General features: G+C 75.3%; 25 protein-coding genes. 7 read left to right on the forward strand and 18 right to left on the reverse strand.

Annotated features, from left to right (window positions below):
- The first annotated feature begins 257 nt into the window (after positions 1-257).
- On the forward strand, positions 258-1,100 hold the full coding sequence (locus AB0O09_RS19610) for an undecaprenyl-diphosphate phosphatase (RefSeq protein ID WP_363543000.1): 843 nt from the start codon (positions 258-260) through the stop codon (positions 1,098-1,100).
- Between the two features lie 61 nt (positions 1,101-1,161).
- Here AB0O09_RS19610 and AB0O09_RS19615 read toward each other — a convergent pair whose 3' ends face one another.
- Together AB0O09_RS19615 and AB0O09_RS19620 are read right to left on the reverse strand one after the other, a co-directional pair.
- The gene (locus tag AB0O09_RS19615) at positions 1,162-1,890 is read right to left on the reverse strand and encodes a DUF1775 domain-containing protein (protein ID WP_363542897.1); all 729 of its coding nucleotides are present in this window, start codon (positions 1,888-1,890) and stop codon (positions 1,162-1,164) included.
- A 109-nt stretch (positions 1,891-1,999) separates the two neighbouring features.
- The gene (locus AB0O09_RS19620) at positions 2,000-3,454 is read right to left on the reverse strand and encodes a HEAT repeat domain-containing protein (RefSeq protein ID WP_363542898.1); all 1,455 of its coding nucleotides are present in this window, start codon (positions 3,452-3,454) and stop codon (positions 2,000-2,002) included.
- 319 nt (positions 3,455-3,773) lie between these two features.
- Here AB0O09_RS19620 and AB0O09_RS19625 point away from each other — a divergent pair, with 319 nt between their 5' ends.
- Positions 3,774-4,139, forward strand: a complete 366-nt coding sequence (locus AB0O09_RS19625) for a PAS domain-containing protein (RefSeq protein WP_363542899.1) — start codon at positions 3,774-3,776, stop codon at positions 4,137-4,139.
- A 59-nt stretch (positions 4,140-4,198) separates the two neighbouring features.
- Here AB0O09_RS19625 and AB0O09_RS19630 read toward each other — a convergent pair whose 3' ends face one another.
- Positions 4,199-5,671 (reverse strand): hypothetical protein, encoded by a 1,473-nt coding sequence (locus AB0O09_RS19630; protein ID WP_363542900.1) that lies wholly within the window; start codon positions 5,669-5,671, stop codon positions 4,199-4,201.
- A gap of 456 nt (positions 5,672-6,127) precedes the next feature.
- Between AB0O09_RS19630 and AB0O09_RS19635 the strand changes: the two genes are divergently transcribed.
- Positions 6,128-7,294, forward strand: a complete 1,167-nt coding sequence (locus AB0O09_RS19635; RefSeq protein WP_363542901.1) for an aminoglycoside phosphotransferase family protein — start codon at positions 6,128-6,130, stop codon at positions 7,292-7,294.
- 47 nt (positions 7,295-7,341) lie between these two features.
- Here the strand turns inward: AB0O09_RS19635 and AB0O09_RS19640 are convergent, their stop codons facing one another.
- The 3 genes from AB0O09_RS19640 to AB0O09_RS19650 form a co-directional block, all read right to left on the reverse strand.
- Positions 7,342-8,523 carry an acyl-CoA dehydrogenase family protein gene (locus AB0O09_RS19640; RefSeq protein ID WP_363542902.1) on the reverse strand — a complete coding sequence of 394 codons (1,182 nt, stop codon included), beginning with the start codon at positions 8,521-8,523 and terminating at the stop codon, positions 7,342-7,344.
- A 286-nt stretch (positions 8,524-8,809) separates the two neighbouring features.
- On the reverse strand, positions 8,810-9,304 hold the full coding sequence (locus AB0O09_RS19645; RefSeq protein WP_344625037.1) for a hypothetical protein: 495 nt from the start codon (positions 9,302-9,304) through the stop codon (positions 8,810-8,812).
- Positions 9,305-10,022: 718 nt separating this feature from the next.
- Positions 10,023-10,259 (reverse strand): DUF397 domain-containing protein, encoded by a 237-nt coding sequence (locus tag AB0O09_RS19650; protein ID WP_363542903.1) that lies wholly within the window; start codon positions 10,257-10,259, stop codon positions 10,023-10,025.
- Positions 10,260-10,611: 352 nt separating this feature from the next.
- Between AB0O09_RS19650 and AB0O09_RS19655 the strand changes: the two genes are divergently transcribed.
- Together AB0O09_RS19655 and AB0O09_RS19660 are read left to right on the forward strand one after the other, a co-directional pair.
- On the forward strand, positions 10,612-11,016 hold the full coding sequence (locus tag AB0O09_RS19655) for a PTS fructose transporter subunit IIA (protein WP_363542904.1): 405 nt from the start codon (positions 10,612-10,614) through the stop codon (positions 11,014-11,016).
- 92 nt (positions 11,017-11,108) lie between these two features.
- Positions 11,109-12,038, forward strand: coding sequence for an NAD-dependent epimerase/dehydratase family protein (locus tag AB0O09_RS19660; protein ID WP_363542905.1), 930 nt, complete (start codon positions 11,109-11,111; stop codon positions 12,036-12,038).
- Here AB0O09_RS19660 and AB0O09_RS19665 read toward each other — a convergent pair.
- The 6 genes from AB0O09_RS19665 to AB0O09_RS19690 all read right to left on the reverse strand — a co-directional run bounded on the left by AB0O09_RS19665 (position 12,025) and on the right by AB0O09_RS19690 (position 16,469).
- Positions 12,025-12,516: an NUDIX domain-containing protein gene (locus AB0O09_RS19665; protein ID WP_344625041.1), complete on the reverse strand. Its 492-nt coding sequence runs from the start codon at positions 12,514-12,516 to the stop codon at positions 12,025-12,027. The genes AB0O09_RS19660 and AB0O09_RS19665 overlap by 14 nt on opposite strands.
- Positions 12,517-12,564: 48 nt before the next feature.
- Entirely contained in the window at positions 12,565-13,188 is a 624-nt protein-coding gene (locus AB0O09_RS19670) for a NeuD/PglB/VioB family sugar acetyltransferase (RefSeq protein ID WP_363542906.1), read from the reverse strand.
- A gap of 7 nt (positions 13,189-13,195) precedes the next feature.
- Positions 13,196-13,888 carry a sugar transferase gene (locus AB0O09_RS19675; protein WP_363542907.1) on the reverse strand — a complete coding sequence of 231 codons (693 nt, stop codon included), beginning with the start codon at positions 13,886-13,888 and terminating at the stop codon, positions 13,196-13,198.
- 37 nt (positions 13,889-13,925) lie between these two features.
- Positions 13,926-15,119, reverse strand: coding sequence for a glycosyltransferase (locus AB0O09_RS19680; protein WP_363542908.1), 1,194 nt, complete (start codon positions 15,117-15,119; stop codon positions 13,926-13,928).
- Complete coding sequence (locus tag AB0O09_RS19685) at positions 15,112-15,945, reverse strand: polysaccharide deacetylase family protein (RefSeq protein WP_363542909.1); 834 nt, start codon at positions 15,943-15,945, stop codon at positions 15,112-15,114. The genes AB0O09_RS19680 and AB0O09_RS19685 overlap by 8 nt, the downstream gene beginning before the upstream one ends.
- A gap of 266 nt (positions 15,946-16,211) precedes the next feature.
- Positions 16,212-16,469, reverse strand: a complete 258-nt coding sequence (locus tag AB0O09_RS19690) for a hypothetical protein (RefSeq protein WP_363542910.1) — start codon at positions 16,467-16,469, stop codon at positions 16,212-16,214.
- Between the two features lie 297 nt (positions 16,470-16,766).
- Between AB0O09_RS19690 and AB0O09_RS19695 the strand changes: the two genes are divergently transcribed.
- Positions 16,767-17,780, forward strand: coding sequence for a polysaccharide deacetylase family protein (locus AB0O09_RS19695; RefSeq protein WP_363542911.1), 1,014 nt, complete (start codon positions 16,767-16,769; stop codon positions 17,778-17,780).
- 105 nt (positions 17,781-17,885) lie between these two features.
- On the opposite strand, the gene AB0O09_RS19700 is transcribed toward AB0O09_RS19695, so the two are convergent.
- On the reverse strand, positions 17,886-18,614 hold the full coding sequence (locus AB0O09_RS19700; protein ID WP_363542913.1) for a tyrosine-protein phosphatase: 729 nt from the start codon (positions 18,612-18,614) through the stop codon (positions 17,886-17,888).
- Between the two features lie 56 nt (positions 18,615-18,670).
- Entirely contained in the window at positions 18,671-19,450 is a 780-nt protein-coding gene (locus AB0O09_RS19705) for an aspartate/glutamate racemase family protein (RefSeq protein WP_363542915.1), read from the reverse strand.
- 72 nt (positions 19,451-19,522) lie between these two features.
- Here AB0O09_RS19705 and AB0O09_RS19710 point away from each other — a divergent pair, with 72 nt between their 5' ends.
- On the forward strand, positions 19,523-20,668 hold the full coding sequence (locus AB0O09_RS19710) for a glycosyltransferase (RefSeq protein ID WP_363542917.1): 1,146 nt from the start codon (positions 19,523-19,525) through the stop codon (positions 20,666-20,668).
- A 216-nt stretch (positions 20,669-20,884) separates the two neighbouring features.
- Here the strand turns inward: AB0O09_RS19710 and AB0O09_RS19715 are convergent, their stop codons facing one another.
- From AB0O09_RS19715 to AB0O09_RS19730, 4 genes are all read right to left on the reverse strand, one after another.
- Entirely contained in the window at positions 20,885-21,460 is a 576-nt protein-coding gene (locus tag AB0O09_RS19715) for a flavodoxin family protein (protein WP_363542919.1), read from the reverse strand.
- 176 nt (positions 21,461-21,636) lie between these two features.
- On the reverse strand, positions 21,637-22,836 hold the full coding sequence (locus tag AB0O09_RS19720) for a glycosyltransferase family 4 protein (RefSeq protein ID WP_363542921.1): 1,200 nt from the start codon (positions 22,834-22,836) through the stop codon (positions 21,637-21,639).
- Positions 22,833-24,035 carry an ABC transporter ATP-binding protein gene (locus tag AB0O09_RS19725; RefSeq protein WP_363542923.1) on the reverse strand — a complete coding sequence of 401 codons (1,203 nt, stop codon included), beginning with the start codon at positions 24,033-24,035 and terminating at the stop codon, positions 22,833-22,835. The genes AB0O09_RS19720 and AB0O09_RS19725 overlap by 4 nt, the downstream gene beginning before the upstream one ends.
- On the reverse strand, positions 24,025-24,858 hold the full coding sequence (locus AB0O09_RS19730; RefSeq protein ID WP_363542924.1) for an ABC transporter permease: 834 nt from the start codon (positions 24,856-24,858) through the stop codon (positions 24,025-24,027). Before AB0O09_RS19730 ends, AB0O09_RS19725 begins: the two co-directional genes overlap by 11 nt.
- Between the last annotated feature and the right edge of the window lie 192 nt (positions 24,859-25,050).

Raw genomic sequence — 25,050 nt, forward strand, 5'->3', positions numbered from 1 at the left:
GCAGACCCGGCAGGCCCGACCGGGGCCGGGGCGGCACCGGATCTTGACCCTGCGGAAAGCTGCCGGTCATCTTGAATGCCTATCCTCCAGCTGCGCCGGAGGGGGCCGGGCGCCGCAGCGGGCGGCGCCGCGGAACGGCAGGACCCCGGCAGCCTCCCCGACCGCGTCGTGCCGTCGGCGGACCGCGCACCACCACGAACGAACAGGACAGCCCCCATGCACACCCACCGACGGACGCCCCTGGCGGGTGCCCGGTGATCGACTGGTTCCACGCGGCCGTGCTCGGCCTCGTCCAGGGGCTCACCGAGTTCCTGCCCGTCTCCTCCAGCGCGCACCTGCGCGTCTTCTCCGCGCTGGCGGGCTGGGACGACCCGGGGGCGGCGTTCACGGCGGTCACCCAGCTGGGCACCGAGTCGGCCGTGCTGATCTACTTCCGCAAGGACATCGCCGCGATCGTCGGCGCCTGGGCGGCCTCGCTGTTCAGCCCCGCGCGGCGCAGCGACCCGAACGCCCGGCTGGGCTGGTTCGTCATCGTCGGCACCCTGCCGATCGGCCTCTTCGGCGCGGCGTTCCAGGACACCATCGAGACCTCGCTGCGCGACCTGCGGGTCATCGGCACCACGCTGATCGTCTTCGGCCTGGTCCTCGCGGTCGCGGACCGCTCGCGGGCGGTCCGCAACGCCCGCCCGATCAGCGATCTGACGCTCCCCCACGCGGCGGCGTACGGCCTCGCGCAGTCGCTGGCCCTGATCCCGGGGGTGTCCCGCTCGGGCGGCACGATCAGTGCGGGCCTGCTGATGGGGTACAGCCGCGAGGCCGCGGCCCGGTACTCGTTCCTGCTGGCGATCCCGGCGGTGCTGGCCTCGGGCACGCTGGAGCTGTTCAAGATCGGTGAGGGCCCGGCGCCGGCCTGGGGGCCGACGCTGCTGGCCACCGCGATCGCCTTCGCGGTGGGCTACGCCGCCATCGCGTGGTTCCTGAAGTACATCTCGCACAACAGCTTCATGCCGTTCGTGGTGTACCGGGTGGCGCTCGGCGTGGTGATCGTCGGTCTGGTCACCGCCGGCGTGCTGGCGCCGGACGCCGGCGTCGGCGGGTAGTCCCGCCCGGCAGGCGCAGGGGCCCGGTCCGGCGGGCGGACCGGGCCCCGTGCCGTTCGCGTCAGTCGCGCGGGGCGGCCCGGCGGCGCCAGACCACCACGCCGACGATGGCCGCGGCCAGGACGGCGACGACCACCACGGTGGCCGTGCCGCTGCCGGAGCCGCCGTCGGAGGCGGCGGGGTCGGTGGCCCCGGGGCTCGCCGAGGACGGTGCGGCGCTCGGCGTGTCCGAGGGCGCGGCGGAGGCCGTGGTCGGTGCCGCCGAGGCGGTCGCGGACGGCGAGGCGGGCAGCGGCTTGGCCCCGGGCGAGGCGGCGGCGAGCTTCAGCACGGGCGCCGGCTTGGCGGGCTCGGCGCCGCCCTGCGGCAGTTCGATCCAGCGGTCGACGTGGCCGTCGGAGTAGGTGACCAGGCTCTTGAAGGCGACCGACTTCTCGTTCGGCAGCTGGCGCACCTTGATCTTGTAGGCGGCGCTCCTGCCGGGGGCGAGCGCCGCGCCGGCCACCTGGTAGCCGTCCTCGGACGGGGTGAAGGTCCAGCCCTTGGGCGCCTCGACCAGCGTCACGTCGGACGGGGCGATCCCGGCCGGCAGCACCACCTTGACCTGCTTGATGCCCGCGCTGGAGGACTCGCCCTCGGCGTCGAAGGCGACCACCGCGTCGGTCGCCAGCGCCTGTGCCGTCCCGGACTCGACCTCGACGTGCGCGAGCGCCGGGGCGGCCAGGGCCAGCACACCTGCCGCGGCGGCCAGCGGCACGGCGGCGCGGGCAAGGAGGCGGGATCGGTTCATGGCGGCGGTGCTCCCCGGGATGGACGGCCGGCCTGCGGCCGGTTCGGCGTCCTGCCCATGATGCCGCACCGGGGCGGGCCGCCCGGCCCCGATCGCCGATTCCGATGATCTAGTGGCGCTCGCGGGAAGTGAGCCGTACCCTCACCGCGGCGTGCACCTCGGCCTCTTCCGCCGGGTCGGCGGCGAGCCGGCGCAGGCGCTCCAGCACCCGCACATCACCCGTTGTGGTGACGTGTCGGGCGGCGAGTTCACGGGTCGACTCCTCGCAGTCCCAGAGGCACTCGACCGCGGGGCCCTCGGCGAAGTGCGGATCGGTCGCGGCGAGCGCGCGGGCGGCCCGGCCGCGGAGCTCGGAGGAGACGGCCTCGCCGTAGACGTGGCGCAGGGCGGGGACGGCAGCGGCGGCGGCCAGCCGCCCCGCACCGTCGACCAGGGTCGCCAGGCCCGCGCCGTCGGTGCCCCGCACCGAGATCCAGCGGCGCAGCGCCTCGACCACCAGCGGGCCGTCGGCGGCTTCGCCGGCGTCGGCGAGGAGCTGCACGGCGGCCTCGCCGAGCGCGCTGTCGGCGCCGCCGGTCGCCGGGTCGGCCCACCGCCGGGCGTGCGCCAGGGCCTCCGGCCCGCGCATCCGGCCGAGCACCTCCAGGGCGGCGGTGACGATCCGCTCGTCGACGTCGGCGGCGGCGGCCTCGATCAGGCCGGCCGCGGCCGGATCGTTCCGGTCGACGAGGTGGCGCAGGGCGGCGCTGCGTGCGCCGGGCGCGCCGTTCCGGGCGGCGTCCAGCACGGCGGGGCGGTCCTCGGGGCGGACGACGGCGGCGAGGCAGCGGGCGGCCGCGGCGGCGCGGCGGGCGGCGGCGGCCGCGTCCGGAACCGCGGTGCCGGTCGGATCGGCCGGATCCTGCTGGTCGGCCCAGGCGAGCACGTCGGCGGTGCTCCAGCCCGGGGTGACGCCGCCGCGGTTCATCTGGCGCTGCCACAGGTCGAAGGGTGACTGCTCGCTCGCCGTGGCGATCCGCGGGTGGTGGGCGGCCCACAGCCGCCAGGGCCGCGGCTCGTACGCGCCGCGGACGGCGGCGCGCAGCTCCGCGTCGCCCTCCGGGCCGGCCGGGAAGCGGCCGAGGACGGCGGGGGCCAGCGAGAGCAGGGACCGGTCGTCGTCGCGCAGCGCGAGTTCGTCCAGCGCCCACGCCCAGTTCCAGCCGGTGGCGGTGTAGCCGCGCAGCAGGTCGAGCGCGTCGCGGCGGCCGTAGGCGGCGAGGTGGCCGAGCACGGACAGGGCCAGGCCGGTGCGGGCCTCGTCCTGGTCGAGGGTGTCCTCGGGGGCGCGCAGGTGGGCCTCGATGCCGGTGAGCGGCGCCTCCAACTCCATGTAGAGGCGCGCGTAGTAGAGGGAGCGGTTCTCGACCTGCCAGTCGGCGCGGGGGTCGTGGGTGACGCAGGACTCGAGGGCGGCGATCGCCTCGGCGCGGTCGGCGGCCAGGGCATGCAGTTGCCCGTCGCCGCGGCCCCTCTGCAGGAGGCCGACGAGACTGGCACTGGGCGCTATCACTGGCTCGAACATGAGGTCAGCATCCGTTGCGGCGGTCGTCGAGGCAACGGCTTTTCCGTCGCCGGGGGTGGATCGGTCCTGGACAGGCGCCCGGGCGCCGGAATCACCGAAGGCTACCGCTTGGGGCCGTTATCTGCACACAGGGCAACGGATCGGCGGCGGAAAACCGCCCCCGCGCTCCCGCCGCGCGCAGGTCCGGGCATATGCCACCGGAAAGTTCGCGGACGATGTCCGCAAATCCCCCACATCGGACGGAACGCTGTGGCAGGCTCGGGGAACGGCCCCGCGCGGGCCGCACCCTCACCCTCCTCCGAACACGCAGCGAGCCCCGATGAGCCTGACCGCCGGCCACGCACCCGCCGTGAGCCGTCCGGGAGACGTCGCCGCCGCCGAGTGGGACCTGCTCACCGACGACGTGCACTGGTCGGACGGCGCCTTCCGCCTGCTCGGCCGCGACCGCGGGCTGGGCCCGCTCACCCTGGACGCACTCCCCGCCCTGCTGCACGCCGAGGACCGGCCGCAGCTCTGCCGCCTGGTGACCCGCATCCTGGTGCACGGGCAGACCGGCGCCGCGACCGTCCGAATACGCCGGCCCGACGGCCGCACCACCACGGTGCGCTGCACCGGGGCACCCCTGCTCGGCCGCGACGGCCGGGCCACCGCCCTGCGCATGCTGATCCGCCCCGTCCACGGCTGACGCGGACGGTCCCCGGAACGCCCGGACCCGCCGGCGGCGCTCAGACCTGCCGGCGGTGCCTAGACCTGCCGGCGGCGCTGTGGCATCACCGCGTCGATCTCCTCGCGCAGCTCCGCGACCTCGGGGAGCCCCTGGTAGCGGCCGGCCAGCCGGTACATCTCGCGCAGCCGGTCCCAGGTCCGCAGCGAGGACGTCTGGTTGATCGCGTTCATCGCCAGCTTGGCCTGCAGGCAGGCCTCGTCCGGCTCCCCGGAGATCCAGTAGACCGAGGCCAGGGTGATCTGGTCGAGCAGCGCCGAGCGCTCGCGGCCGGCCGGCCGCAGGTCGATGGCGCGGCGGGCGTGCTGCTCGGCGAGCCGCACCGCGCCGGGGTCGTGCTCGGCCAGGGTGCGGTAGACCAGCGCCTGCATGCCGTGCAGCTCGGCCTCGTTGAAGAGCTGCATCCAGCTCGGCGGCGCCTCGTCGGCGTCCTGCACGAAGAGGTCCTCGGCCTCGCCCAGCACCCGCCGGGTCGCCTCGGAGCGGCCGAGCGAGGCCTGCGCCCAGGCCTCGACGGTGTGCAGCATGGCGCGCGTCCGCGGCTGGGCGCGGTCGCCGGCGCTGGCCTGGGCGAGCTGCATGAGCTCCAGGGCGTCGTCGGCGCGGCCCAGGTGGAGCATCTGGCGGGCGGCGCGGGAGATCGCCTCGCCGGCCCGGGGCCGGTCGTCGGCCTCCTTGGCGGCCTGCGCGGCGATCACGAAGTACTTCTGCGCGGTGGGCTCCAGGCCGACGTCGTGGGACATCCAACCTGCCAGCACCGCGAGGTTGGCCGCGACCGTCCACAACCGGCGCTCCACGGCCGGGCTGTGCCGGTGCGTCAGGATCCCGCCGACCTCGTTGAGCTGGCCGACCACGGCCTTGCGCTGGAGGCCGCCGCCGCGGGAGGCGTCCCAGGCCCGGAAGACCTCCACGGACCGTTCCAGGGCGGTGACTTCGTCGTTGCCGACCGGGCCGGCGTCGTACACGTCCACGACGGGTTGCGGGCCGCCCTGGGTCAACACCTGGCGCGGGCCGGGCCGTTCGGCCGCGTGGGCGACGCCGTCGCCGGTGAGCCAGTCGTGGAGGTTGTCGGCGATGACGGTGCCGGCGGCGAGCGCCGCGCCCGCACCGACCAGACCGCGTCGGTTCAGCATGAGGTCCATTCCCGTGAACTCGGTGAGGACCGCCGCTGTCCGATCCGGCTGCCAGGGCACGACCGCCGCCGTCTCCGTGGGGGTGCCCGCCCTGGTGGGCCGGTGTCGCTCCAGACCGAGGTCCTCTGTGGTGACGACACGGCCGAGCCGCTCCGTGAACACGGCGGCGAGCACCCGCGGCACCGGATCGCGGGGGATCTCCCCCTGCTCGATCCAGCGCCGCACCCGCGAGGTGTCGGTGGACAGCTGCTGCTGACCCATCGCCGCACCGCGCCGGTTGACCAGCCTGGCGAGCTCGCCCTTGGACCATCCGGTCAGGGCGAACAGGTCGGCGAGTCTGGCGTTCGGCCCCTTGCTCACGTGAAGCCCCCAGGTTCCTCGGCTGATTTCGACAGTAGTGGCTCTGTCACATGCCACGCGACCATTCGCCAGGGTTCGCCAGGGCACGCCACATGGTGTGCCAGTGCCGACGCGGTGTCAGGTAGGAAGGCGCCACCCCGACTTCGGAGCCGGGAGGCGGCCGGAACGTCCACGGTTCCGGCCCGACGGGTCGTCAGCGACCCGTCCGAACGGCTCCGGGCGGACGCCTCCGGGACTCCCCGGAGGGGGTGGCGCGGCCGGGTGGCGCGGGAGCGTCGGGCACGGCGCGGCAGGCGGACACCGCATTCCCCAGGGTGCGGAGGAGGCCCGCCGGCACCGCGCCCGACGCCCGCACTCCACCCGGGCCGCCGGTCGCGCCAGGGGCAGCTCGCAGGCCCCGGGCCGACCCGGCGAAGACGGCACCGCAGTCGGCCAGGAAGGGACCCTCACCAGCCCATGTACTCCACAGCCAGCACCGGCACCCGCCCGGCACCCGCCCCCGAACCGGGCACCGCGCGCCACCTCCCGGGGCAGGCCCGCCCCGCGCTGCGGCCCCCGACCGCGGCCGGCGGCCGGCCCGCGCCGCGGGGCACCGAGCTGCGTGACCCCCGCACCGCCCTGGCCAGGACCGCGCTCGCCGGCCGGCCCGAGGCCCCCGTCCGGTCGGTCCCCGGCCGGCTGCTCACCACCCGCACGGGTGAGGGCTTCGTCGACCGGGTCGACCCCGCGGCGCTGCAGACGCCCGCGGTGAAGGCCGCGCTGGCCGCCGTCTCGCGGATATGTCCCGCCTTCCTCCCCCGGCAGGTGCTGCGGGAGGGCAGCCGGCACATCCTGATCGCCGGCACCATCGGGCGGGCGCCGGTGGTCGCCAAGTGCCTGGCGCCGCAGGCCGCCCGGGACGAACAGCTGGTCGAGCGCTTCCACCACGAGGTGGCGGTCTACCGGGCGTTCGTGCGGCACCGCCCGCCGGTCCGGCTGCCCCGGCTGGTGGCGGCCGACCACGACCGCTGCGTGCTGGTGCTGGAGCGGGTACCGGGCCGGCCGGCGGCCCGCGAGCGGCACCCGGTGAACCCGCCCACCCCGGGCGAGGTCCGCGCGGTGCTCGGTGCGGTGCGCACGTTGAACCTGTGGCGTCCGCCGACCGACGTGTTCGGCAAGCCGCTGGACTACTCCCTGGAGATCTCGCGCTACCACTCGGTGGGCCAGCTCACCGACCGGGACGCCGGCGACCTGCGCCAGCTGCTGCACGGCCTGGCCAACACCGGCCGGCAGCTGTGCCACGGCGACGCGCTGCTCGGCAACATCCTGCTGGCGCCCTCCGGCCCGGTGCTGCTCGACTGGGAGGAGGCCGGCTGGTACCTGCCGGGCTACGACCTGGCGGTGCTGTGGAGCGTGCTCTCCGGTGACACCGCGGCCCGCCGGCAGATCAGCCAGCTCGCGCAGTCCGGCGGCACGCTGGCCCGGGACGCCTTCCTGGTGAACCTCGTCCTGGTGCTGATGCGGGAGATCCGGCTGCACGACGTCCCCGGCGCGGGCGAGGAGCAGCGCATCATGATCCGTCGGCTGTACGACGACGCCGCGCTGGCGCGCCGCGCGGTGCGGGCGGCGGTCGGCACCCGCTGAGGTCCTCGCGGTCCGCGTCGGGCCGGGTGGGCCGGATTCGTTCCGGGCTACCCGGCGCGGCGCGGACCGCCGCGTTCCAGGGCGGCCCCGGCGAGCGCGTCCAGCACGGTGTCGTCCGGCGGGAAGTGCGCCCGGCTGCTGAGGACGTCGCGCAGGTAGCGCTCCAGTGGGTGGCGGCGGCTGAGCCCGGGACTGCCGCTGAGGGCGACGGCCTGCTGGACGGCGGTGGTGGCGGCGCGGCCGGCGAGCAGCTGGGCGGCGGCGCTGCGGGCGGCGGCCCCGGGCTCGCCGCGGTCCACGGCGGCGGCGACCGCGCCGAGCACCTCCTCGGCGCCGATCAGGGCGGTCTCGATCTCGCCGAGTGCGGCGCGGTAGCGCGGCAGGGTGGCGAGCGGTTCGGTGAGGTTGGCCGGGGTGCGCTGCCGCAGGAAGCGGACCAGCCAGTCCTGGGCGGCGCGGGCGGTGCCGAGGTGGACGGCGGACAGCGCGAGGTCGTGCCAGGCCCGGGTGGTGCCGGCGGCGGCCTGCTGCTCCGGGGTGTCGCGGCCGGGGGCGGTGAGCCGGACGGCGAGTTCGGGGGCGACCCGCACCCGGTCGAGGACGATGTCGTGGCCGGCGCTGGCGCGCAGGCCGAGCTGGTCCCAGACCGGGTCGATCTCCAGGCCGGGGCTGTCCCCGCGGACGAGGAACAGGCCCGTCCGGGGCACGGCCTCGTCGGTGCGGGCGGGCACGGCCATCCAGGCGAGCGCCTCGGCGCCGCTGCAGTCGTGCTTCCGGCCCGTCAACTCCCAGGCCTCGCCGTCCCAGTGGGCCACCGTGGCGGGTGCGCCGGGCTCGCCGCGGAGGGTGCCGAGCAGGGCCGGTCCGCGGCGGGACTCGGTGAGCACCTTGCGGTAGGCGGCGGCCGGCCACAGCCCGGCGCGGGCCTGTTCGGCGTGGAGCAGCAGGGTGTGGGCGGCGAGGACGGCGACGGAGGCGTCGCCGCGGCCGAGTCCGGCGAGCGCGCGGACGGTGTCGGCGAGTCCGGCGCCGGCGCCGCCGTGCCGGTGGGCCACGGTGAGGGTGAGCAGTCCGGCCTCGTGGACGGCTTCGACGCCCTGGTAGGGGAAGGTGCCGTCGCGGTCGTGCTCCTCCGCGCGGGCGGCGAGCAGGTCGGCGACGCGGGGCAGGCGGGCGAGGGCGTCGGTGACGGCGGTGCGCTCGTGGGGCGGGGCGGTGGCGGGGGTCATGTCGGGGCCTCCGGGCTGCGGCGGGACGCGGGCTGCGGGGCGGCACCGTCCGGGCCGTCCGCGGGCGCTGGGCCGGCGGTCCGGTGGGCGCGGGCGGCCTGGCGGCGGCCCGGTGCCGCGGGGACGGGGGGCCTGGGCCCCCGGTCATCTGCCCGGACAGCTCCCGCCCGCGTCGCGCCGGAGGTCGAGGTGCCTGCGGCGGGTGAGCAGCGGAGGGCGGCACGACATGTCGGCGACTGTACGAAGCGTTGATCGCCACCGTCAAGCGCGTCCGTACCGGTCGGTATCAGCCCTGCTGGAACATCTCCGCCGGCAGCGGCTTGAGCAGCTGGTAGAGGTCGTCGGCGATCGGGCGGTCCCAGGAGGCGATGGTGACCAGCACGCCGTCGCTGCGGCCGAACTGGGAGCAGAACACCCGCTCCTCGGAGACCTTGACCTTCTTCACGATCAGCAGGTCGTCGCCGAGCATCACCGGGAAGTCCTCGGCGGAGACGAAGTCCACCGGCTCGTCGTTCTCGAGGGCGGCGAGCAGCTGGCGGACCTCGAAGGGCACGCCGTCCTCGGGCTCGCGGGCGGGCGAGCCGTCCGGCAGGTTGCCGATGAACATGGCCGGTCCCCGGCCGCCGAAGAGGTCGTAGCGCAGGAAGATCCCCTGGCACGAGCCGTCCTGGGCGTTCATCGTCATGGCCCCGAAGTGGCCGGGCCAGTCGCCCGGGTCCATCGCGAGCACGTCGAAGTCCGGACCTGCGGGCGAGCCGGAGCGACGGCGGAGGAATGACATGACACCATCGTACGGGTCGGGGGCCGCGCGGCCCGCGCACGGGTGCCCCGGCGCACGCGGGCGCACGGCGGTGACCGGCCGGGCATCGACGCTCAGAGACCAATGTTGACTCTGAGCAACCGTCCGGGCTACGTTCGGTTCAGCACGACAGCCGCTGTGGGTTCGTCCCACCGGGGGGCGGCTTGTTCAGGCGTGCCGTGTCGCGCTTCCCTCGCTCAGCACGTCGTCGTGCGAACAGACCTGATCCACCGTCGCCGTCCCGCTGCCCGCCTGGGGCGGGCCGGACGGCGGAGAACGACGAACGACAACTCCACAAGCCAGGTTCGCGGGGCCCCGGCCCGTCGCACTCGCGGACCTGTCCGGGACACCGCCGCGTGGGGGCGTGCGGATGACCCGGACACTTCGGCACCGCCGTCGAGTAGCTCTCGGCACGGTGCCTTCCTCCCGGCGACGACCGGCCCTTCGCGGGCCCGGGTGGCCGAACGCACTCCGGTGCGTGCGGGGACACCTCGGGAGGAGCTCGTCGCCGGCGCCGGTGACGGGCAGCACAGCGGGCGCCGTGCTCGACCGCGTGGGGGCGGTCGGCACGGCGTCTGCCTGCTCCATACTGTGGGCTGCCGCTTGTCCAGCAGTCAACGAGTTTCGGACCATCAGAATTCATTTGTGACCTCCGTGCCGTCACCGGGGGTTCAGCCGGAGGTCCGGCCGGGCGCCGCCGTCAGGTGAGGTCGAACTCGCCGTCCCGGGCGCCGAGCACGAAGGCCCGCCATTCGGCCGGGGTGAAGACCAGGGCGGGCCCGTCCGGGTTGCGTCCGTCCCGCATCGCGATGAAGCCGTCGACGAAGGCGATCTGGACGTCTCCGGCGCCCTGGCTGCTGGAGAGCCACTCCGCCCCGCCGAGGTCGAGTCTCGGCTTCGGCATGCGCCCCGCGCCGGTCACCGTGTCGGTCGTCATCCCCTGCTCCTCCCGCTGTCGTCCGGGCTCCAATGTAGCCAGCGGCCGGTCGGCGGCGGGGCGACTTCGGTCCGCGGGCGGGCGATGCGGCGGATCGCCCGCCGGGCGGCGGCCGGCTGTGGTAGACACGGCCGCCATTGGCCCGTCCGGCGGCACGGGGCTGCGAGAGTGGTGCCCGCACGATCGTTCAGCCTCCAGGGAGCAGCCGATGGACCGCCGGGCCGGCACGCGCGCCGATGTGATCCCGATCTCCGACGCCCCGTCAGCCCCGGGCGCCGGGTCGGCGACCGCGACCCGGCCGGCGCCGGTGCCCCGGCCGACCAGGCCGTCGGGGCACGGTCGGGTGGGGGTGGTGCTGGTCTCGCACAGCCAGGAGCTGGCGCTGGCGGTGCGCCGGCTCGCGCTGACGCTGTCCGGCAGCGACGACCCGGCACCGGTGTCGGCGACCGGCGGCACCCCGGACGACGGCCTCGGCACCAGCGCCGTCCTGGTGGCGGCCGCCGCCCGGCGGGTGGACCAGGGGCACGGGGTGGCCGTCCTCTCCGACCTGGGCAGCGCGGTCACCACGGTGCTGGCGCTGCTGGCCGACGCGGACGAGCACGGGCTGCCCTTCCCGGTGCGGTTCGCCGACGCACCGTTCGTGGAGGGCGCGGTGGCGGCCGTGGTCACCGCGACGGCGGGGGGCGACCTGGCGGCCGTGCTGGACGCGGCCGAGGAGACGTACCGGCAGCACAAGACCGGTCGGCCCCATTTGTGACGGAACGCCCTCCCGGCGGCTCGGCGCGCCACTAGCATCGGCCGGGAGCGCGGGGCGGGGAGAGGCTCCGGCCGAACGGGGGGAGTCCCAGCATGCGCGTGGTCGTCACCGGCGGAGCCGGCTTCATCGGCGCCAACCTCGTCCGGGAGCTGCTGGCCCGTCCGGAGGTCGCGGAGGTCCGGGTGGTGGACGACCTGTCCACCGGCGACAAGGCGAACCTGGACGGCCTCGGCGTGACGCTGCACCAGGGCACGATCCTGGACGCGGCGCTGCTGGACGAGGCCTTCGCGGGCGCCGACGCCGTGGTGCACCTGGCCGCGCTGCCCTCGGTGCCCCGCTCGGTGAAGGACCCGCTGGCCAGCCACCACGCCAACGCCACCGGCACCCTGGAGGTGCTGGAGGCCGCCCGCCGCGCCGGCGGGCCGTACGTGGCGGCGGCGTCCTCCTCCTCGGTGTACGGGGCCAACCGGGAGCTGCCCAAGCGCGAGACCATGCGCACCGCGCCGATGAGCCCGTACGCGGTGGGCAAGCTGGCCACCGAGGCGTACCTGGCGGCCTACCACCACTGCTACGGGCTGGGTGTGCTGCCGCTGCGCTTCTTCAACGTCTTCGGCCCGCTGCAGCCCGCCGGGCACGCGTACGCCGCGGTGGTGCCGGCCTTCCTGGACGCGGCGCTGGCCGGCCGGCCGCTGACGGTGCACGGGGACGGCGGGCAGAGCCGGGACTTCACCTACGTCGGGACGGTCGCCCAGGTGCTCACCGAGGCGGTGCTGCGCCGGGTCGTCCACCCGGACCCGGTGAACCTGGCGTTCGGCACCCGGACGACGCTGATGGAGCTGGTCGGCGAGCTGGGCTCGGTGCTCGGCCGGCCGCTGGAGACCGAGCACACCGAGCCGCGGGCCGGGGACGTCCGGGACTCGCAGGCCGACAACGGGCGGCTGCGCGAGCTGTTCCCGGACGTCCGGGCGGTACCGCTGCGGGAGGGCCTGGAGCGCACCGCGGAGTGGTTCAGCTCCCGCTGACCTGAGGCTCGAAGGAGAAGACGGTGTGCTCGGCGCCGGCCAGGGCGAGCGCCAGCCGGTGCCGGGCGTAGTCGTCGAGCGGCGGCAGCGCGTCCGGGGCGAACCAGCCGACCTCCAGCGACTCGTCGTCGTTCACCCGCGCCTCCCCGGCCAGCAGCCGGCAGCGGAAGGTGAGGTCGAGGTACTGGGCCCGGTCGCCGTTGGGGTACTCCAGCAGCGGGGAGACGGTCACCGAGGTGAGCCGCTCGGGCTCGACGCTCACCCCGGTCTCCTCCAGAACCTCCCGGGCGAGGCCCTCGGCGGGCTGCTCGCCCGGGTCGAGGATGCCGCCGATCAGCGCCCACCGGCCGTTGTCGCTGCGGCGGTTGAGCAGGACGCGGCCCTGCCCGTCGACGATCACGGCGGCGACGCCGGAGAGCCAGAGCGGGCGGGTGCCGACGAGGGCACGGAGATCGGCGAGGAAGCTCGGAATGGCCATGGCCCGACCCTAACCCGCCGGGCCCGGCCGGGCCTTCGCCCGCCGGGGTCAGCGCCCGGCGGGGCGCTGCAGCGGCCGGGCCGGGGAGCCGACCACGACGGTGCCGGGCGGGACGTCCCGGGTGACCACGGCGGCCGCGCCGACGAAGGCGTCCTCGCCCACCGTCCGGCCCTGCAGCACCACGGCGTTGGAGCCGACGGTGGCGCCGTCGGCGAGCCGGACGGACCCGGAGACGTTGCCGCCGGGGTAGACGGTGACCCGCTCCCCCAGCACCGCGTCGTGGCCGACCGTGGCGTTGTAGTGCACCTGGCCGTGCGCGCCGAGCCGGACGCCGCTGGAGACGTACGCGCCGCCCATCACCAGGCAGCCGGGGGCGAGTTCGGTCTCGGGGGCGATCAGCGCCCGCGGGTGGACGAGCACGGCGGGTTCGCCGCCGGCCGCGTCCAGCAGGGCGGCGAGGCGCAGCCGGACGTGCGGGTCGGCGATGCCGACCAGGTAGCGGCTGCCGGGCGGCAGGTCCTCGGGGGCGAGCACCTTGAGTCCGCGGACCTCGGTGCCGCGGGCCCGGTCGTCGAGGAAGCCGGCCACCGGGACGCCGGCCGCGAGTGCGGTGTCGAGCGCCTCGCGGCCGACGCCCCCGGCGCCGGCGATCCACAGCTGGGCTTCGGTCATGGCTCCATCATCGGCCTGCGGCGGCGGGTGAGACGGCGGACGGGGCGGCCTCCTCGGCCTCCCGCGGGGCGATCAGCGGGACGACCACCCGCGCCGGCGGCTCGGCCGGGACGGGGAAGCCGGGGTTGACGCCGCCCGCCGCGGTGATGCCGGCGGGCCGGAGCAGCACCTTGGCGGTCAGCAGCAGGATGCGCAGGTCGAGCAGGAGCGAGCGGTGCTCGACGTACCAGAGGTCGAGTTCGATCCGCTCCGGCCAGGTGATCGAGTTGCGGCCCCGGACCTGGGCCCAGCCGGTGAGGCCGGGGCGGACGGCGAGTCGGCCGCGCTGGCGGTCGGTGTAGTGGACGACCTGTTCCGGCAGGGTCGGCCGGGGGCCGATGACGCCCATCTCCCCACGGGCGACGTTCCACAGCTGGGGCAGTTCGTCGAGGCTGGTGGTGCGCAGGAAGGTGCCGAGCCGGGTGATCCGTGGGGCGTCCGGCTCGTCGGCGTAACGTTTCTCCCGCATGGTGCGGAACTTCAGGATGTCGAACTCCTTGCCGTGCCGCCCGGTGCGGGTCTGCCGGAACAGCACCGGGCCTCCCATGGTGCAGCGGATCAGCACGACGATCAGCAGGCCGAGCGGGACCGCGACGATCCCCGCAGCCGCCGCGATCAGCAGATCGCCGCCGCGCCTGATACCTCCCCCAACGGGCTGCATGCTCTCCCCCAACGGGTGTGGTGGTGTGGACGGGCCCTCAGCCGACCGTCCAGGGCAGACCCCTGACCCTGGCCACGGCCGCGTAGGTCTCCAGCGAGACGCGGGCCACCGCACGCTGGTCGAACTCGGCGAGGGCCCGCGCGCGGGCCGCCGCTCCGAGCCGCGCGCGCAGGTCCGGCCCGGTGAGGAGCCGGTCCAGCGCGGTGGTGAGCGCCCGGGCGTCCCCGGGCGGTGCGAGCAGCAGGTGCTCGCCGTCGGTGCCGATCTCCCGGCAGCCCCGGATGTCGCTCAGCACCATCGGCAGACCGCCGGCCGCGGCCTCCATGGCGGAGCGCGAGAAGCCCTCGCGGTGGGACGGCAGGACGAAGACGTCCAGTGCCGCGTACAGCTCCGGCATGTCGGTGCGGGCACCGAGGAAGTCGATGCCGCTCTCGGCGCCGTCCAGCGCGTCCGGCTTGTCCGGGTCGGGAGGGCCGATCCAGACGAAGCGGGCCTTGCCGGCCAGTGCCCGGGCCGCCTCCGCGAACTCCCGGATGCCCTTCTCGGCGACCTGCCGGCCGACTCCGCCGACCAGCAGCTCGTCGTCGGCGACGCCGAGCGCGGCGCGCAGCCGGGCGCGGTCGGCCGAGCGGTCCGCGGTGAAGCGGGTGAGGTCGACGCCGTTGCCCACCACCCGTGAGCGGTACCGGGGCACCGCGCGGGCGAGGGTCCGCCGGTCCTCGGCGTTCTGGTACAGCTCGGCGTGCGAGAAGCGGCCCGCGACGGCCTCCGCGCCGAGCACGAGGGCGCGCTTCGCCAGCGGGTCGTGCGCCTGCGCCCACAGCCCGTGGCAGGTGTTCACCACCACCGGCACCCGGGCCAGCCGGCCGAGCACCCGGCCGAGCACGCCGGTCTTCGGGTTGTGGGTGTGCAGCACGTCCGGCTCGATCCGGCGCAGCACCGCCAACAGCTCCCGCCCGGCGGCGGCGTCCGCCCGCGGGTGCCAGGCGCGGGTCAGTGCGTGCAGCGGCTCGTGCCGTACGCCGATCGCCTCCAGCCGGGGCACGTACGGGCCGGGTGCGCTGATGCCGTAGGTCTCGAAGCCGGCCTCCAGGTCGACCTTGAGCTCGGTGGCGAGCAGCAGCTGCAGGCTCATGTCGACGGTGGTCAGGTGGGCGACCCGCAGCGGGCGACCGCCGGGGCCGCGCAGCCGGGGGACGGGACGCGGGGCGCCGGCGGCGGACTCAGGCACGGGCGCCCACCGCCTTGGCGGCGGCCACGATCCGGGCGTAGGCGCGCTCGGGGACCAGCCGGCCGTACAGCTTGGCGCGGAAGAAGTCGATCGGGTCGGTGCGGCGGACGGGCACCCGGCAGAACCGGGCCGGGTCGGAGCCGGGCAGGTTGCGGCCGACCTCGCCGGTGGCGGCCGTCCGGAACCGGGCGCGCAGCGCGACCGCCATGTGCGGCACGGGCACGCCCCAGGTGTAGGCGAAGTGCCGCGGCCGGGTGCCGAGCTGCTCCTCGACGTCGTCGTTGCAGCCGTCCAGTTCGGCCGTGGTGAGCAGCACCGGCCGGGCGTGGCTGCGGGTGTGGTTGGCGACCGTGCACAGGCCGGAGTCGGTCATCTCGCGCAGCTGCGCCCAGCTGAGGCCGGGTGCGGCCGGGCCCTTCGCGGTGGAGCCCTCCCAGCGCATCTCCCCGCCGACGTGGCCGCTGGCCAGGTAGACGGTGAAAGGCAGGCCGCGTTCCTCGAGCAGCGGCCAGGCCCGCTCGTGCACGTCGGCGAAGCCGTCGTCGAAGGTGAGCACGGTGCTGGGGGTGCGGCGGCCGGCGGCCAGCCGGTCGGTGGCCTCGTCGATGGAGACCACCCGGCCGGGCGGCAGGTCGGCGAGCAGGTCCAGCTGGGCGGTGAAGTCGGCGGTGGCGACGTCCAGCTCGTCGGCGGTGCCGCCGCCGATCCGGTGGTAGATGAGGTAGGTGGCGCCCTCGCCCGGCACGGAGCCGGCGGCGCGGGCCAGGCCGCGCTTCAGCGTGGTGCGGAATCCTCCGGCGGCCGCGGGCGCGGCGGTCGTCCCCATCGTTCTCCCCTCCGCGGCGCCCTCCCCGGCGCCGTCCGACCGGCCCCTGCCCGGCGGTGGTCGAGGCCCGGGCGGGAACCACAGTAGGGGGAAGTGTGGGGCTGCTGCCCGAGAATTGTGAAAGAAGCGCGCAGGCGGGCCGAAAACCGGCCTGTCCGGTCATTCCGGTGGCGTTCTCGGCCGGAAATCGGCGGGATACCGCGGAAAGCGCCGCGGGCGCCGGACATCGGCGTCCGGAATTCGGTCGGACTGCTCCGGCCGGGGCGTCAGCCGACCCTGGCCGGCCTGCGCAGCACGGCCACCGCGACCCGCGCCAGGAGCACCACGCCCGCGGCGAGGCAGCCGGCGACGGACATCGCCCAGGCCGGGCCGCCGGTGTCCGGCACCAGCACGGCCACCAGGATGCCCACCGCGATGCAGGCCGCACCGACCGCCGTGAGCAGCAGCTTGTGGCGCTCGATCGCGCATCCGCTCCACATCCGCGCCCAGCGGGTCACCGCATCGTGACGATCCGTGTGCACCATGTCCTCCACGCTACTCGGGCGCCCCGCGACGGGCCTACCGCCAGTGTCCACGAGAGGCCCGGAAAGGCGCCCGCGCACGCCGGACGAAATTTCGCCGAGCGCCGTACAACCATCCGTCGGGCCCGATGGTCTCCATTACATTGAGCGATCCAGGAGCCGTCCGCGGCCGGGCAGGGAGTCCCCGGCAACGGACCGGATCACACCGGGGGCGGAGCCGCCGCACCCGGGGTCGGAGGCCGGGCTCCGCCTGCCGACGGTACCGCCACGCCGCGCTGCGGCGACCGAGGGGGGAACCGCGTGCCGTACTCCGAGTCCACGACCGTCAGCGATTCCACGACCGTCACCACCCCGCCGACCACCACCGCCCTGCGCGAGGCGGTGCACGCCCGCGGCAAGGCACCGCTGCGCGACCGCGGCAGCTGGCTGCGGCTCACCCCCGCCCAGGCGCTCTTCCGGGCCCGGGCCGCCCAGCGGCTCGCCGTCCTCGCCTACCACGGGGTCACCGACCCCCGGTCCTTCGGCGCCCAGCTCGACCGGATGCGGCGCCTCGCCAACCCCGTCTCGCTCTCCGACGTCGAGCGGGCCGTCGCCGAGGGCCGGCCGCTGCCGCCCCGGTCCGTCCTGATCACCTTCGACGACGCCGACCGCTCCGTCTTCACCCACGCCCTGCCGATGCTCGCGGCCCGCGGCATCCCGGCCGCCGCCTTCGTGATCGCCGAGCTGATCGGCACCGACCGGCCGTTCTGGTGGCACGAGGCCGCCTACCTCGCCCGGCACGGCGGCCGGGCCCGCCTGCTGCCCGGCGGCCCGCCCGGGCGGCTCCTCGCCCGCCTGCGCGAGCTGCCCGACCCGGACCGCCGCCGCTGCCTGCAGGAGCTGCGGGTCAGCGCCGACCGGCGGCCGCCGCGGCAGGAGCAGCTCCGGCCCGAGGACCTGCGGGCCCTGCGGGACGCCGACGTCGCGATCGGCAACCACACCCTCGGGCACCCCTCGCTCGGGCGCTGCGACGACTCCACCGTGCACACCGAGATCACCGGCGCCCACCTGGCGCTCAGCCAGTGGCTCGGCGAGGCGCCCACGGCGTTCGCCTACCCGGACGGCGGGTACGACCCGCGGGCCGACGCGGTCCTGCGGCGGCTGGGCTACCGGCTCGGCTTCCTCTCCGACCACCGGCTCGGGCCCCGGCTGCCGGCCCATCCGCTGCGGATCAGCCGGCTGCAGGTGGACTCCACGACCGGGACGCGCCGCTTCGACACCATCCTGTCGGGGCTGGAGCCTGCGGTGCAGCGGCTGCGCGGTGCGGCCGTGTGAGGAGCGGCCGGGGGCGCGGGGAGTGCGCACTCCCGGGTGGGCCGCATGTGCCGGATGCGCCGACCTTGCATCGCGCAGTGCCCCGCGCCCCTGCACTCACGTCCGTCAATCCGCGAGCAGGCGGGTGCGGAGGGCGGTGACGAGGGCGGGGTCGGCGTCCAGGCGGGTGGCGGCGTAGTCGGGGACGGAGCCGTAGCGGTCGGCGAGGCCGGCCAGGAAGCGGCGCATGATCCCGGCGGGGGCGCGGCCGTAGCCGGGCCAGACGAGGGTGAGGTCCGGGTGGCGGGCGTGCCATTCGGCGACCAGCCGGGCGGTGGCGTCCTCGGTCCGGGCGAAGTCGGCGAGGACGTCCTCCTCCGGCACCCCCAGCAGGGTCAGCACCAGGGCCGCGACGATGCCCGTCCGGTCCTTGCCCGAGTAGCAGTGGAAGACCAGCGGCGCGTCGGCCTCCGCGATCACCCGGAGCACCTGCGCCAGCTCGTCCGCACCGTCCTCGGCGACCTCGGCGTAGCGCTCGGCCAGGTAGACGGCCGGGTCGACCTCGGGGCCGAGTGCGGCCTGGTCGTACGGGCGGTGCTCGATCGACAGGTTGTGGAAGGCCAGCCCGGGGAGTTCCGGGACGCGGGCGGTCTGGGCGATCTCCCACGGGTAGCGCAGGTCGATCACCGTACGGACGCCCAGGGCCTCCAGGCGGGCCAGGTCCGGGCCGTCCAGCTTGCCGAGCGAGTCGGAGCGGAAGAGCAGGCCCGGGCGGAGGGTGCGGCCGTCGGCCGTCCGGTGGCCGCCGAGGTCGCGGAAGTTGCACAGCCGGTCGAACACGATCGTGTCGGTCATGCCGTCACCCTACGAACCGGCCCGTCGCGGCGGGCCGGAACGGCCGGATCCGGTGGTCAGCGGGCGGGCACGCCGCCGGAGATCAGCCGGCCCTCGGGGTAGCGGGCCGCGGCCTCGGCGAGCGCGGCCGTGCGGCCGCTGTGCAGCACCGTCAGGGTGCCCGAGCCCGGGGCGAGCTCCCGGCCGTCGAGGCGGCGCAGCGCCTGGGCGGCCACCGCGTCCGCGGAACCGTGGAACCGCAGACCGGGGGCGGCGATGCCGGCGAGGGCCGCGGTGATCTCGTCCCTGACCAGTTCGTAGTGGGTGCAGCCGAGGACGACCTCGGTGGTGCCGGCGGGGGTGCGGCCCGCGGCGTCCGCCACCGCGGCCGCCACCGCGGCCCGGTCGCCGCGCTCCACGGCGTCCGCCAGGCCCGGGCAGGCCACCTCGGTGACCTCGGCGCCGCCGCCGAACTCGGCGATCAGCCCGCGCTGGTAGGCACTGCCGGTGGTGGCCGGGGTGGCCCAGATCGCGACCCGGCCGCCCGCCACCGCGGCCGGCTTGATCGCCGGGACGGTGCCGATCACCGGCAGCCCCGGCTCCAGCTCGGCCCGCAGCCGGGCGAGCCCGTGCACCGAGGCGGTGTTGCAGGCGACGATCAGTGCGTGCGGTTCGAAGGCCGCGGCGGCCCGGGCACAGGCCAGGGCGTGCTCGGCGATGTCCTCCGGGGTGCGCGGGCCCCACGGCATGCCGTCGGGATCGGAGGACAGCACCAGGTCCGCGTCGGGGCGCAGCGCGCGCAGGGCGGCGGCGGCCGCGAGCAGTCCGATTCCGGAGTCCACCAGTGCGATCTTCACGGGGCACGACTCTACCGAACGGCTCCGCACCGGTACCGCTGCGGACGGGCAGCCGTGCGGCAGACTGCCGGAGTGACCGTGCTGCTGTGGGTGTCCGCGCTGTCCCTGGCGATCTGGCTGTGGCTCGCCTGCTGCCACGGCATGTTCTGGCGCACCGACCAGCGGCTGCCGCCCCGGCCCGCACCCCGCCGCTGGCCGTCGGTGGCCGTGGTCGTCCCCGCCCGGGACGAGGCCGCCGTACTGCCGCAGTCGCTGCCCGGCCTGCTCGCCCAGAAGTACCCCGGCGCCGCGCGGGTGATCCTCGTCGACGACCACAGTTCGGACGGCACCGGGGCGCTCGCCGCCCGCCTCGGCGAGGGCGGCGGACTGCCGCTGGAGGTGGCCGTCCCTCCCCCGCTGCCGGCCGGCTGGACGGGCAAGCTGTGGGCCCTGCGGCACGGCGTCGAACTCGCCGGCGACACCGACTATCTGCTGCTCACCGACGCCGACATCGCCCACGGCCCGACCCTGCTCGCCGACCTCGTCTCCGCCGCCGGGGCGAACGGCCTCGACCTGGTGTCGCAGATGGCCCGGCTGCGGGTCGAGACCCGCTGGGAGCGGCTGATCGTGCCCGCCTTCGTGTACTTCTTCGCCCAGCTGTACCCGTTCCGGTGGAGCAACCGGCCCGGATCCCGGACCGCGGCCGCGGCCGGCGGCTGCACGCTCGTCCGCCGGGAGGCACTGGAACGGGCGGGCGGAGTGGCGGCGATCCGCGGGGCCGTCATCGACGACGTCAACCTCGCCCGCGCCGTCAAGCGGACCGGCGGCCGGACCTGGCTCGGGCTGGCCGAGCAGGTCGACAGCGTGCGGCCCTACCCGCGGCTGGCGGAACTGTGGCGGATGGTGTCCCGCAGTGCCTACGCCCAGCTGCGGCACTCGCCGCTGCTGCTCGCCGGGACGGTCCTCGGTCTGGCCCTGGTCTACCTGGTGCCGGTCGTCGCGGTGGTCGCGGGGGCGGCGGCGGGATCCGCGGCGGTCGCGGCGCTCGGCGGGGCCGCCTGGGCGGTGATGACGGGGACCTTCGTCCCGATGGAGCGGTACTACGGGCGGCCGTGGGGGGAGGCGCTGCTGCTGCCGTTCACGGCGGGCCTCTACCTGCTGATGACGGTGGACTCGGCGCTCCAGCACCGGCGCGGCCGGGGCGCGGCCTGGAAGGGGCGCACCTACGAACACCACTAGGAGCTGCCTTCAAAGGGTGCTCGGGTGGTCGATTCAGGGACGCGTGAGGACACCGGCCGAAGGCTGGGGGGGAGAACCGCGCACTCGAGGGGCGGCGCACCTGTCAGGTACGGCGAACCCGAAAGAGGGGCGCGGGGGACTGCGCGAGTCGGAAGACACTGACCAGGTGCCTTTCCACTGCGCGCAGTTCTCCGCGCCCCTGGGGTCACCCGGGCGTCAGGCGCTGATGCGCTGGGCCTGCTCGGCGACGCGGCGGCCGAGGTGCTCGGCGGTGGCCAGGTCGGACTTGTGCATGGCGTCGGCGCCCTGGTCGCCGTTGGACTGGGCGGCGGCGCCCAGCCAGACGCCGAGGCGGTTCAGGTCGAACTCGGAGGCGGTCGACTTGTTCCAGCCGGGCAGCAGGCCGAGGCTGACCCACATCATGCTGTGCTGGGCGGCGAAGACGGAGAGCGACTGCAGGGCGTGCAGCTTGTCGCCGCTCTTGGCACCGGAGTTGACGAAGCCGGCGGCCAGCTTGTCCTTCCACTGCTGCTGCATCCAGCGGCCGCTGGTCTTCTCGACGAAGGTGCGGAAGGCGGCGGAGACGTCGCCGAGGTAGGTCGGCGAGCCGAAGATGATGGCGTCGGCAGCGTCGAGCTGCGCCCACTGCTCGTCGGTGATCTGGTCGACGGCGATCAGGTGGACGGTGGTGCCGGCGACCTCCTCCGCGCCCTGGCGGACGAACTCGGCCTGCCGGGCGGTGTGGCCGTAGCCGCTGTGGTAGGCGATGGCGACGCTGATCTCGCGTGACATGCTGTCAGATCCCTTGGATAGAAGGAGGGCGGAGCGGTCGCCGCGCGCTGCGCCCGCGAACGACCCGACGCCGTAAGGCTGCCAGCTGCGGCAACGCCGTCACAACGCCGGATCGACGGGTTCGATCACAGGGAATGACCGGCCGGGTGCTCACCGTTCCCGGCAGGCCCGGTGGCTCACCGCCGTAGCAGGCGGAGCGCGGTGGGCTTGGCGAACTCGTACCTGGCCATCTGTTCGAGGTCGCGGAGCCAGCGGGCGGGGCCCGGCGGGGCGGCGAGCACTTCGAGGTAGAGCTGCTCGAAGGCGGAGGAGACGCTCTCCAGCGAGAAGCGGCCGACCACCCAGTCCCGTCCCCAGCGGCCGAGTTCGGTGCGGCGGCCGGGATCGCCGAGGAGGCCGCGGAGCTGGTCGGCGAGCGGGCCGGGGTCGCGGCTGCCGTCGCCCCGGCCGTACATGCAGCGGGAGGCGTGCGGTTCGACGAGCGGGCCGGGTTCGTGGACGGCGGAGTAGCCGGCTGCGCCGTGCACGACGACGGGCTTGGCGAAGGCGAGTCCGCGCAGGGCGGAGCCGCCCATGCCGAGGACGATGTCGGCGGCGGCGTAGGCGGGCCGCGGGTCGGCCAGCTGGCCCGGGACGAGGACGGCTTCGCGGCCGAGGGCGGCGTTGGCCTCGGCGGCGCAGGCGCGCAGCCGGTCCAGGCTGGGGCCTGCGCCGACGATCGCGAGGCGGACCCGGGGGTCGTTGAGGGCGCGGACGGCGGCGACGGTGAGTTCGGCGCCGGCGTCCTTCTCCAGGTCGGGTACCAGGCGGGTGACGATGGCGAGCAGCAACTCCTCGTCGTCGATGCCGTGTTCGCGGCGCCAGGCGGCGCCGTCGGCCTGGCCGGGGGCGTCGGTGGCCGTGTTGACGGGCGGTTCGACGAGGCGGACGTCGCGGTGGCCGAAGGCCCGGCCGTCGCCCATGAGGGCGCCGAGGCCGAGGACGAGCGGCTGGTGCCGGGGCATGCCGCGCAGCATCCGGATGCCGTAGAAGGTGGTGACGAGGGGGATCCGGCCGAGCCTGCCGGGCCCGAAGAAGCCGTTGCGGGCGGCGCGGACCTCCCAGGCGTGGATCAGTTCGCTGCCGTGCTCGTCCGCCAGCTTCTGCATCCTGCGGCGGACTTCGGCGTGCGGGGTGTCCGGGCCGCCGGCGACCACGACGTCGAGGCCGTGCCCGGCGGCGACGCCGACGAGGGGTGCGTCGCCGGCCACGCCCTGGGCGAAGAGCACCGGGTCGTGGCCGCGGTCGCGCAGGGTGCGGGCGATGTCGACGGCGTTCAGCTGCGCCCCGCCGAGGGCCAGGTTGTTCAGGTGCACCAGCACTCTGACGGGTCTCACCGCGGTGACTCCTCCCAGTGGTGCGGGACGAAGACCGGCGCGGCCAGCACCACGGCCCGCGGCGGGGTGTCCAGCACGGGACCGAACACGTCGAACTGTCCGACGGAGTGCCAGCTCATCAGGGTGCCGCCGTCGGTCTTGCCGATGGAGTAGACGCCCGCCCAGAGGGTGTATCGGCCGCGGGGCAGCGGGAGGCGGGGTATCACGCAGGCGATGTGGTGGTCGTCGCCGGTGAGCCGGATCTCGTGGCTGATCTGGAAGATCGGGCTGGAGGTGCCCTCGCTGACGCCGAGGTGCAGGGTGGCGTCGCCGCGGTAGTCGCCGCCGAGGGTGAGTTCGACGGTCATCGGCTCGTCGGTGGTGAGGTTCTCCCGGTCCTCGCCGACGAGTTCGTACTTGAGCAGCTGGAGCGGCTCGCCGGAGCGGGCGGAGGCCTCGGACTGGGCCTCGATGGAGTCCCGGTAGCCGGCCAGGGCGTCCTTGATCCCGGCGTCGACCCGGACGGTGCCCTGCTCCAGCCAGACGCCGCGGCGGCAGATCGACTGCACGGCCGGCAGGTCGTGGGAGACGAAGACGATGGTGGTGCCCTGTTCGGCGACCTCGCGCATCCGGTCGAGGCAGCGCTGCTGGAAGACGGCGTCGCCGACGGCGAGCACCTCGTCGACGAGCAGGACGTGCGGCTCCAGGTAGGCGGCGACGGCGAAGCCGAGGCGCATCTGCATGCCGGAGGAGTAGAACTTGACCTGCCGGTCGATAGCGCCGCCGAGCCGCGCGAACTCGACGATGTCGTCGAAGCGGGAGGCGACCTCGCGGCGCTTGAGGCCGAGCAGCGCGCCGAACAGGTAGACGTTCTCCCGGCCGGTGAGGTCGGGGTGGATGCCGGCCCGGATCTCGATCAGGGCACCGATCCGTCCGCGGACGTCGATGACGCCGCCGTACGGGTACATCACCCGGGTCAGCATCTTGAGCAGGGTGGACTTGCCGGAGCCGTTGGAGCCGATCAGGCCGACGGACTCGCCGGGTTCGATGTGCAGGTTGATGTCGCGCAGGGCCCAGCGCCAGTCCTCGCCGCGGCCGCCGCGCAGCCGGCGGGCCATCGACTCGACCTTGTCGCGCAGCAGCATCCGCTGCTGGTCGGCCTTGAACCGCTTCCAGACGTGCTCGGTGCGGATGGTGCCCGGCTCGTGCTCACGCGACATCGGCGATCCCCGTTTCCAGCTTCTTGAAGAACAGGTAGCCGCCGACCAGGAAGACCAGCGAGGAGACCGCGGCGATGACGGTGAGCCGGGCGTCGGGGGCCTGGCCGTACAGCAGGGCGCGGCGGTAGCCCTCGATGACGGCGCCGAGCGGGTTGACGCCGCAGTAGACCTCCTGCAGCCGGACGGGGATCCGGGCCAGCGGGTACGCGACCGGGGTCGCGAAGACGCCCATCTGCGTGATGATCGGCAGCAGGTGGCGGACGTCCCGCAGGTAGACGACGGCGACGGAGAGGATCAGGGCGACGCCGTAGGTGAAGGCGAACTGGATCGCGAGCAGCGGCAGCACCCACAGGGCGGTCGCGGCGGGGGCCGTCCAGGTGGCCAGGAAGAGCACGGCGAGCACGCCGACGCCGATCAGCATGTCGACGGAGGCGACCAGCATGGTGGCGAGCGGGAACACCTCGCGCGGGCAGTACACCTTGTTGAGCAGGCTCAGGTTGTTGGCGAGGCTCAGCGCGCCCTGGTTCATGGTGTTGCTGAAGAACTGCCAGACGATCAGGCCGACGTAGGCGAAGAGCGGGTAGGACACCCCGCCGGTGTCGATCTTGACGGCGCGGTGGAAGACCAGGGTGAAGATGGCGCACAGCGCGAGCGGGGTGAGCACCGCCCAGGCGAAGCCGAGCACGGCCTGCTTGTAGCGGGCGCGCAGGTCGCGCTCGGCGAGGGCGCGGACGAGTTCGCGGGCGGCCCAGAGTTCGCGGGCGGTCCGCGCCGGGCGCAGCCGCCGTTTGAAGAGCAGCTCCTGCGGCGGTCCTTCGGACACGGCGGGCCGGGTCGCCGTCTCCGTGCCGCGCCCGTCGACGACCTGCGCGCTGTGTCCCCCCACGGGCCCCCGCCCTCTCGCATGTGGCTGCCGGTGGGCCGCAGCTCAGGCGGTGCGACCCGGGCGTCCCACTCTGGCACAAGGTGTGCGCGCCAGGGGCTGGTTCGGTGAAGGTGGATCGGGTAGGGGTGG

This window comes from Kitasatospora sp. NPDC093679, from assembly GCF_040683455.1.
Classification (GTDB): domain Bacteria; phylum Actinomycetota; class Actinomycetes; order Streptomycetales; family Streptomycetaceae; genus Kitasatospora; species Kitasatospora arboriphila.